Genomic DNA, 9761 nt, shown 5'->3' with positions numbered 1-9761 from the left:
CCCTTGTCTTCCTCATTCTTCCGATCTACTATCTTTAACAGGAACGACTCAGCGAGTTCTTCATTCACCACCTCACCATCTTTTTCTCTGTCTACCTCTTGTGCTAAGACTTTTGAATGCCCAGGAGTCAGCCCAACCTCAGAGATATCGCGGGATTGGGCTAAAACTGTTAATGTCGAGATAGGCTGAAGGATACCTAAGACGACGATGAGTGGATGCCAGAGGAGTTTCATGAAAGGAATTCCAAAGATGGCTGGGTTAAGGGCGATAGCAGCAATACCAAATTATAGTCGTATCAAAAGTGTAACTTATGCTACTGAAATTCAATTTTGCGGATTAACTGGTGCTAAGTCTGGGATCGAGTACGTTAGCTGTTGGTGTTTAATCCTGGTAGGCTAAAAGCTGAAATTAAATCAAGCTGATTGCTATATGGGATTTAATCGGCGGACTTTTCTGCAAAAAGCTGGTTTCGGAATCGCCGCTCTAGGGGCGAGTGAGACGTTGCTATCACTTCTGTTTGATGGAAGTCTAGCCATACCTATATTAGATCGTTATGGTCAGGCGCTGGCACAACCGACTCAACGGAAGTTGGCGCTACTAGTGGGGATTAACCAGTATCCGCAGATGACGGCTTTGGGCGGTTGTGTTACAGATGTGGAAATGCAACGGGAATTGTTGATTCATCGATTTGGCTTCAATGACAGAGATATATTAACCCTAACCGATAGCCAAGCAACTCGCAGGGCGATTGAAACTGGGTTTATGGAGCATCTAGTTAATCAGGCGAAGGCGGGTGATGTGGTGGTATTCCACTTCAGCGGTTATGGTAGCCGCGTCAAGAGGAATCCTACCTCCGATCCCAATAACTTAGAAAAGTGGCAAAATAGTTTTGTTCCAGTCGATGGTATTGTCCCCACTAATGGGGTTCCCGCAAACGATTTACTGGCAGAAACTCTGGCATTATTGCTATTATCCATAGCTAGCTCCCGCGTGGCGACAATTCTCGATACTAGTCATATCGATAGGGTAAATATTCTTCAAGGAAACTTAAGGGTAAGAAGTACTTCTTACCCCCCCGCAGAAGCTACAAATTCGGAAGAATTAGCGTTTCAAGAGCAACTATTAGCACAAATTAGCCCCGGAAAACCTGCCAATCTAAATATAATGCCGGGGCTAGTTTTTGCAGCGGCTGGATTGTCTCAATTGGCAATGGAAGCTAAATGGAATGGTTTTACTGCTGGCTTATTTACCTATGCTCTCACTCAGTACTTGTGGCAGGCAATACCAGGAACTACTGTTCAGATTACTATGAGTAGAACAGCCCAGAGTATAAATCAGCTTATTGGGATAAATCAGCAGCCGAAACTAATAGGTGAAAAAGATCTCGATTCCTTATTTACTGATTACATACTTTCTAACTCTAATATTGGGGCGGATGGTGTTATTACTAGTGTAGATAGTAGCGGGACAACTGCACAGTTATGGTTAGGCGGATTACCTGCAACAGTTCTCCAATACTACGGGACTAATTCCCTCTTGGAATTAGTCAATGAAAATACTAGTCAGGGGGTAGGCGTTAGGGATGAGTTGAAAAACAACGAACAACCAACAACGAACAACCAACAACTGCAAATTCGCACCAAAGTTGGACTGACAGCTACAGCCGAAGTTATCGCCAGCAATACTATTTCTAATTACCCACTTCAAGTAGGACAATTAGTGCAAGAGGTGGTGAGGATTATACCTCGAAATGTTACTGTAACTATCGCCCTAGATGCTAAATTAGAACGAATTGAAAGGGTTGATGCTACTAGTGCTTTTGCCAGTATTCATGATGTATCATCGGTGGTAGTGGCAGGGGAACAATCTGCTGATTACTTATTTGGTAAAAGGAGAAAGGAAGGAAGTATAGAAGATATTTTACCTAATAGTTCCCCCGGCTATGGACTGTTCTATATTGGTGGAGAGCCGATTCGGAATACGGCTGGGGAAAGTGGAGAGGCGGTGAAATCGGCAGTCAGTAGGTTAGTACCGAAACTGAAAACTTTGCTGGCATCCAAGTTGTTGCGTCTAACAGCAAATGAAGGGTGTTCCCGATTGGCTATTAGAGCGGATCTGGAAATGATTTTTCCTCAAGAAAAGACAATCGCGGTACGTGAAACTAGGCGAGGATTTTTATCTAGACAACCTATAGATTTAGCAAGCAATTCCCCGGAATTGCTATCCGATGTGAAGATGGGTAAGTTGCCAAGTTTACCAATAGGGAGTAGGATTCAGTTTCGGTTGGAGAATTACAGCGAACGCCCTATTTATTTTATGCTATTGGGTTTTCAAACTGGGGCTAATGCGATCGCATTTTATCCGCATCCACCTGTTTCCCCATTACCGAGAGCAGACAACAATCTACCTGTACAAGATGGGGCAATTGCACCAGGAGAAACTATGACAATACCAGATCCTGCGGCTACTTTTGATTGGGCGCTAGCGGGATTGCCAGGATTGTGGGAACTTCAATTGATTTGTAGTCCTTTTCCCTTTAATCAGGCGATGGCAAAACTACAAGAGGGGATAATTTCTACGGTTAAAGGAGAGCGGATTGACAATCTGTTTAATTCCTTAGATGTGGTGCAAGGGATTTTGCAAGATTTACATCAAGGTAGTGGAGTTAGTTCAGATCGGATTGGTACTATTTCTGATAGTTATGCTCTGGATGTGAAGGCTTGGGCTACTTTGAGTTTTATTTATCAGGTTGTTTGAGTGAAGTATGAAGGATGAAGGATGAAGGATGAAAAAGAAAATTATAATTTATCCTAATTAGTTTTCTGATTTCAGCCTTAACCCTTCACACTTCATCTTTCAGAAGCTAAGATGGAATTGAAGCCCTTATTACTCAACTCAACAACCAGTGGACACGGATTCCCAAAATAAAGATTCACAACTAGAGGAGAAGTCTGTATTAGTCTGTCAGTATCGATCTTGTCTGGCAGCAGGTTCAGCAGAAGTATTAGCTGCCTTTGAAGCTATTGAGGGGATAAACTATAAGATAGTCGGTACAGGCTGTCAGGGACAGTGTAGTAGCGGTCCTACGGTGCGAATTGTTCCTGAAGAAACTTGGTACTGTCGCATTAAACCTAGTGATATACCTGAAATTGTTGAACAACATCTAGTGGGGGGGAACCCAATTGAAGCTAAACTTAATCCCCGGATTCATATACGTTTTAGTTTTTGAAATTTAGGGAAGAGGTTAGGAAAAAGAGGTAAGAGGTTAGGGGTGAGAGGTTAGAGGGAAGAAGTTATCGAGTTTGGTTTTATTCCCGTAACACGTAACCCACCCCTCGTATAGTTTGAACTAAACGTTTTTCACTATTCGCTTCTAACTTCAATCGCAAATACCGCACGTAAACCTCAATAATATTTGAGTCACCCATAAAATCGTACCCCCAAACTCGCTCTAATATTTGATCGCGGGTAAGTACTTGGCGAGGATGGATGAGAAGATATTCGAGTAAGTCAAATTCCTTTGCTGTTAATTCAATTAACCGATTGCCACGATAGATTTCACGAGTACTGCGATTTAAGCTTAAATCAGAAAATTGTAAAGTATCTGGCTCCTCTGGACTTTCTCGTCGCAAATGTGCCCGCACTCTAGCTAACAATTCTTCTACACTAAAAGGTTTTACCACATAGTCATCCGCACCCGCATCTAAACCAGCAACGCGATCGCTTACTTCATCTTTAGCTGTTAATAAAATAATCGGTACTTTATCCCCCGTCGTGCGCAATCTTCGGCATATCTCTGGACCTGATATCCCTGGTAACATCCAATCAAGGATAATTAAATCAGGCTTAGATTCCCGTGCGGATGTCAATCCTGTTAACCCATCGTTTGCTACAGTGACTTGATATCCTTCATACTTGAGTTCAAGTTCAATAAATTGAGCTAGTTTAACTTCATCTTCTACAACCAAAATATGATAAGTCATTTTGTTGTTTGTTGGTGGAGTTGGTAGACAAGGGGCTTAAGCCCCTTGTTAGCAAGTTGTTTGGGATCTTGCCAATAACCAATAACCGTTTCGGCATTTTCCAAACCCTCATCGTACCACTGGAATGTCCTGTCAGAGTTGGCATTTCTTTCCCTGTATCGAAATCCCCAATTTTTATTGTCTTGTCTGCGCTAGAACTTACTAACTTACGGTTCCCGCAACATCCAGCCTACCCCGCGTATAGTTTGAAGTAAACATTTTCCCCCATTTGCTTCCAGCTTCCTGCGCAAAAGCGATAGATTAATATTAAGAATACGGTCATCTACATAATAGCACCCATAAACTGCAGTAGAAAGCTCCTCTCTGGTGATAACTTTGCGAGGATGGGTGAAAAAATATTCGAGTAGATCAAATTCAGATACTGTCAGGGGAATGAGCCGATCGCCACTATAGAATTCACGCCTACAGCGATATAAACTTATATGATGAAACATTTGTGGCAAATGTGCCCGCACTATAGCTAACAATTCATCCACACTAAAAGGTTTTACCACATAGTCATCCGCACCCGCATCTAAACCAGCAACGCGATCGCTTACTTCATCTTTAGCTGTTAATAAAATAATCGGTACTTTATCCCCCGTCGTGCGCAATCTTCGGCATATCTCTGGACCTGATATCCCTGGTAACATCCAATCAAGGATAATTAAATCAGGCTTAGATTCCCGTGCGGATGTCAATCCTGTTAACCCATCGTTTGCTACAGTGACTTGATATCCTTCATACTTGAGTTCAAGTTCAATAAATTGAGCTAGTTTAACTTCATCTTCTACGACTAAAATATGGTAATTCATTTTGTTATTAGTTATTAGTTGTTGGTTGTTGGTTGTTAGTTGTTGGTTGTTGGTTGTTTGTTATTAGTCATTCCCCACTCCCCACTGGTTGTTGGTTATTTGTTGTTTAGTCTCTTGCCAACAACCAAAAACAAATAACTAACAACCAATAACTATTTCGGCATTTTCCAAACCCTCATCGTACCATCAGCACTAGCGCTAACTAATTTCTTCCCATCCGGGCTAATCGCTAAAGAATTAACTGAACTAGAATGTCCATTGAGAGTGCGGATTTCTTTATAGGTAGTCAAATCCCAAATTTTAATAATTCCATCAGCACTACCACTGACTAATTTATCGCCATCTGGACTAATCGCAATGGGCTTAACTGGGCTGGAATGTCCTGTTAGAGTATTGATTTCTTTACCTGTATCAAAATCCCAAATCTTTATGGTCTTATCTGCACTAGAACTTACTAATTTATTGCCATCTGGACTAATGACAAGGTAATTGACAAAGCTAGTATGTCCTGTTAGACTATTGATTTCTTTGCCTGTATCGAAATCCCAAATCTTAATCGTCTTATCTGCACTAGCACTGATTATTTTTTTACCATCCGGACTAAGGATAACATAATTGACAAAACTCGAATGACCAGTCAGGGTTTTAATTGGCTTATCCGTGTCTAGATCCCAAATTTTGATCGTTTTGTCTGCACTAGCACTGATTAGGTTATTGTTATCGGGAGTAATTACCAGGAAATTAATCGCTCCCGTATGCGCTGCCAGTGTTGAAATCAGTTTGCCAGTTTCCCAATTCCAAATTTCGATTGTATTGCTGGCTCCGCCCATGGCAACTGTATGCCAATCTGGACCAATGGCGAAGTAATTAATCGGGAGAGAATGCTTAATTGCTGTGCTAATTTCTTGGCCATTAGTTAAATTCCAAATTCTAATCTTTTTATCGGCACTGCTGCTGATTATTCTTTGACCATCTGGACTGAAAACTAGATAATTAACATAGCTAGTTTCTCCCTGACGGTTGTTAGCAACTTGAATGATTCTGGGATTGTATTCTTGATAAAGCCAATTGCCATATCCTGCTAACCCAATAGCCAAAGTAACTGCACCAGCAATCAACCATCTTTTTTTACGCTTGGCAAGTTTTTGATGCACTGTTGTTAGGAGGGAAATTGGTTGAATTCCAGGGGATTGGGGGGTAGTATTAGTCTCAATATGGGTGGCTGATTCAGAGGGGGATATTTTATGAGAAATATTTGCGAGATCGTCTAAAATTTCCTGGGTATTTTTAGGACGATCCACCGCTGTAGGAGCCATGAGCTTATCGATAAAGTTAGCCAGATTGTTGGCAATATTGCTAGTGCATTTGCGCCAATTTAATCCATCTGTTAAAGGATCGTAAATATCCCGATCCGTCGCTTCCATTCCAGTTAGTAAATAGAGAAAAGTTCTCCCCAAAGCATAGAAATCAGACTGGGGTATAGCATGACCTTTTTCTTGCTCTGGTGGTGTATAACCAGCGGAACTAATTTTAGTCACACTCCCTCCTCCACCGACTTCAGCCAGGTAAGTATAAGTCAATTCTCTTGCCGTGCCAAAATCAATCAATACTAGTTGCCCTGTGGAACGAATCATGATATTTTCTGGTTTAATATCGCGATGGAAGTAGTGCTTTTGATGAACGAGATGCAGAATTTCTGCAAGTTGCTTTAACCAGTTAAGCGCTTGCTCTTGTGAGATTGGGTGGTTACCCTGCTGCTTCATCCACTGCTTTAAGTTTAGTCCATCAATTTTCTCCATCACGATACAATGGAGTGCTTCTGTACTACCTCTGGGGAAAAACTGGAAGTATCCATCGGATTCCACTTTAGGGATACCGGGATGATTCAATTGGCTTAATACGGCTGCTTCTTGTTGAAATAGCTCAATAACTCTAGGATTCTTATTGTGCTTTGGTTTCAGGATTTTCAGGATTTTAGGGATTGTCCCTTGATATGCTTCATAAACGATACCAAAACCGCTTTTGTCACTTAGCAGGCGCATCACCTGATATCTTCCTTGGAGCAACAATTCTGAACCACAATGGCGACAGAGGCGATTGTTGGTGTTGGCAGAATCGTCAGGTTGAGAGCAAATGGGGTTGATACAGTAGCTCATAAGTAGCTACGGGCACATATATATGGTTATACCCCAATATTAGGATGAGGTGTGTTAATTATCCACTTAAAGGTTAGGGGATAGGGGATAGGGGTTAGAGGAATTGGTATTATGGATTTGCGATCGCAATCCTAAATCAAGCGTCAGAAACAAGAATCCCGGTTTCTTTGAGAAACCGGGATTCTGAGGCGGTTAATCGTCACAAATCAAATACTGTTGCTATATAACATAAGCAGATCTGATATTTTTTTTTATAAAGATGGATTACAAATTATGTTTAACCTGTTATCTTGTAAAGAAGTATTGCAAAACAGTTCTCTGAGTAAAGATTTATGATTGGCGTTGCTAACCCAGACTTGCAACCTCCCCAAGGCAATGGTGGTTATAACACTGCCAGCCCTGCTAAACAACTCACTCTATTCTGTGACTTCGATGGTCCCATCGTTGATGTTTCTAATCGCTACTACAGTACCTATAAGCTAGCCTTGGCTGATACTAAAGCAATTTGCCAAGATCGAGGATTCATTTTACCTATTCAGGAGATGAATAAAGAGCAATTCTGGCAGATGAAGCAAAATCGTGTTGCTGATGTGGAAATTGCCCTGAGATCCGGTTTGCAAGGGGAAGCGATTAATTTTTTTTTGGGGCGAGTGATCGAGATTGTAAACGATCCTGAGTTATTGAGACAAGATCGACTACAACCGGGAGTTAGTTGGGCGTTAGCTTTACTCCATTCTCAGGGTGTTAAGTTGGTGTTGGTAACTTTACGGTGTCAGTCACAAGCTACACAAATCCTGAGAAATTATGGATTGACTCGTCTTTTTAGTGGGATTTACGGTACTGGCGATAGTGATGCTGCTTATCAAAATAATGCTGATGGGAAAACACAACTTTTAGAGGCAGCTATCTCCGAACAATATCGCTTTCCAGGAGAGGAAACATCTGCGTGGATGGTGGGGGATACTGAAGCGGATCTTCTGGCTGCTCAAGCACTTTCAATTCCTAGTATTGCTCTCACCTGCGGTATTCGTTCTCAGCTTTATCTGAAGCAATTTCAACCCGATGGTATTTTCTGCGATTTGCTAACGGCTGCTCATTACTTGTTAAAAAGAATGAAGGATGTTAGTTAAGATGGAAATGAGTCAGACAAAGCTGTGTTTGGGCAAATATAGCACTACCAACAGAGGTGAGGACATTGTTTCAAGTTCAATCCTGAATCAAGAATAACTTAGCTTGAAAATATGTCCTCATCTTAATGCGTAGTGCTATATTAGGAGAATGTAACAAACTATAGTTAAAGGTTTATAATTCCAGAAAGTCTATCCTCTCAGGCATGAAAGAAAAAGAGTTTCAGCTTAGTGCTGTGATTTTCGCGATAGCCGCAGTAAGTGCTTTAATCTTGTTTGCGTGTAGTAGTTTACGCCATATCCTATTTCAATCAACAGCATTCGATTTAGGTTATTTCGATCAAGCTACTTACCTAATTAGTCAGGGAGAGACACCCATTGTCTCATTTTGGGGCTATCACTTTATGGGGGGACATGCCGACTGGATTCTCTATGGTGTGGCATTCCTCTACAAAATTTATCCCTCTGTTTACTGGTTGTTTGCTATACAGGCAGTTGCCTTGGCGTTAGGGGCATTACCGACTTTTTACTTAGCGATTCAGGCTGGTTTGCAGAAGTCGCAAGCCACAGCAATAGCGTGGGTATATCTATTATATCCTTTAATTTTTAATCTGAATCTATTTGATTTTCATGGTGAAGTAATTGCTCTGCCAGCTATGTTAGGAGCTGTTTTGGCCGCGAGAAATAATCGCATTGGTTGGTTTTGTTTAGCCCTAATCCTGATTTTTGGTTGCCGAGATGGTTTATCCTTAACTGTCGCAGCGATGGGGTTGTGGCTGTTAGTCTTTGAGAAGAAGCGCCTATCTGGTAGCATTGCCCTTTCTGCTGGTATTGCCTGGTTTTTAATTGTGACACAGGTTGTTATTCCCCATTTTAGACCTAATGGTGTAGAAGCGGTAGGACGTTATGCTTTTTTAGGAGATTCACTTTTGGAGATTGTCAAAAATATTCTACTCAAGCCCGGTTTGGTACTAGAAAAGATTTTCACGCTGCCTAATTTGGAATATCTGGCTTTATTATTAGCCCCCATAATTTGGGGACTTTCTCCACAGCATTTAACTCCTTTAGTCGGTGCGATACCAACATTATTGATGAATTTGATAACTGACTACCAAGCGCAAAAAGATTTAATTCATCAATACTCTTTGCCTGCTATACCTTTTCTTTTGCTAGCAGTTATTTCTAGTCTAGCAGCAGGGAGAGGATCGATCCAAAATCGACGGGTAATTATTTTGTGGTCATTGGTGGCATTTATCGCTTTAGCTAAGTTCGGTTATTTTGGCTCGAAATATTTGGAATCCATCGATACATGGAAAGCAACAAGAGAGGCAATTTCTCAAATTAAAACTAAAGGTGGTGTTTTAGTGCCAGCGCAAGTAGCCCCCCATTTAACTCATCGCTCTGTGGTTAAGTTGACCACTGAGGGTTCGGAATTAGCTAACTTAACTGAGTTCGATTATGTGTTACTAAATCTCCGTCATCCGGGTTGGGGAAGTAACCCACAAGTTGTCGGTAGTTTATTGGCACGCATGAAAAATGAACCGGAGTTTCAAGTTATTTCTCAGCGCGATGATGTTTATTTGTTTGGGAGAAAATCTACTTTACTCATCCCCTAGCTATAAGTCTGACCCCTCCCCAACC

Annotated in this window: 9 protein-coding genes; 5 read left to right on the top strand and 4 right to left on the bottom strand. The window is 41.4% G+C overall.

What is annotated here, in order from left to right; genetic code table 11:
* On the bottom strand, positions 1–233 hold a 233-nt coding region (locus tag NJ959_RS19810), incomplete at its 3' end, for a hypothetical protein (RefSeq protein WP_254013467.1).
* Here NJ959_RS19810 and NJ959_RS19805 point away from each other — a divergent pair.
* The 3 genes from NJ959_RS19805 to NJ959_RS19795 all read left to right on the top strand — a co-directional run bounded on the left by NJ959_RS19805 (position 232) and on the right by NJ959_RS19795 (position 3229).
* On the top strand, positions 232–399 hold the full coding sequence (locus NJ959_RS19805; RefSeq protein WP_254013466.1) for a hypothetical protein: 168 nt from the start codon (positions 232–234) through the stop codon (positions 397–399). The genes NJ959_RS19810 and NJ959_RS19805 overlap by 2 nt on opposite strands.
* A 30-nt stretch (positions 400–429) precedes the next feature.
* A complete protein-coding gene (locus NJ959_RS19800; protein WP_254013465.1) occupies positions 430–2757 on the top strand; it encodes a caspase family protein in 2328 nt (775 codons plus the stop codon).
* Positions 2758–2905: 148 nt separating this feature from the next.
* Positions 2906–3229, top strand: coding sequence for a (2Fe-2S) ferredoxin domain-containing protein (locus tag NJ959_RS19795; protein ID WP_254013464.1), 324 nt, complete (start codon positions 2906–2908; stop codon positions 3227–3229).
* A 79-nt stretch (positions 3230–3308) separates the two neighbouring features.
* Here the strand turns inward: NJ959_RS19795 and NJ959_RS19790 are convergent, their stop codons facing one another.
* From NJ959_RS19790 to NJ959_RS19780, 3 genes are all read right to left on the bottom strand, one after another.
* Positions 3309–3983, bottom strand: coding sequence for a response regulator transcription factor (locus NJ959_RS19790; protein ID WP_254013463.1), 675 nt, complete (start codon positions 3981–3983; stop codon positions 3309–3311).
* Positions 3984–4189: 206 nt separating this feature from the next.
* Positions 4190–4837: a response regulator transcription factor gene (locus NJ959_RS19785; RefSeq protein ID WP_254013462.1), complete on the bottom strand. Its 648-nt coding sequence runs from the start codon at positions 4835–4837 to the stop codon at positions 4190–4192.
* A 152-nt stretch (positions 4838–4989) separates the two neighbouring features.
* Positions 4990–6993, bottom strand: a complete 2004-nt coding sequence (locus NJ959_RS19780; protein WP_254013461.1) for a serine/threonine-protein kinase — start codon at positions 6991–6993, stop codon at positions 4990–4992.
* Positions 6994–7325: 332 nt separating this feature from the next.
* Here NJ959_RS19780 and NJ959_RS19775 point away from each other — a divergent pair, with 332 nt between their 5' ends.
* Complete coding sequence (locus NJ959_RS19775) at positions 7326–8123, top strand: HAD family hydrolase (RefSeq protein ID WP_254013460.1); 798 nt, start codon at positions 7326–7328, stop codon at positions 8121–8123.
* A gap of 203 nt (positions 8124–8326) precedes the next feature.
* Entirely contained in the window at positions 8327–9736 is a 1410-nt protein-coding gene (locus NJ959_RS19770) for a DUF2079 domain-containing protein (RefSeq protein WP_254013459.1), read from the top strand.
* Positions 9737–9761: the final 25 nt, after the last annotated feature.

It is taken from the genome of Limnofasciculus baicalensis BBK-W-15, assembly GCF_024178385.1.
GTDB classification, from domain to species: Bacteria; Cyanobacteriota; Cyanobacteriia; order Cyanobacteriales; family Coleofasciculaceae; genus Limnofasciculus; species Limnofasciculus baicalensis.
Note: the sequence above shows the minus strand (reverse complement) of the source record. Positions and strands in the feature narration are given on the sequence as shown.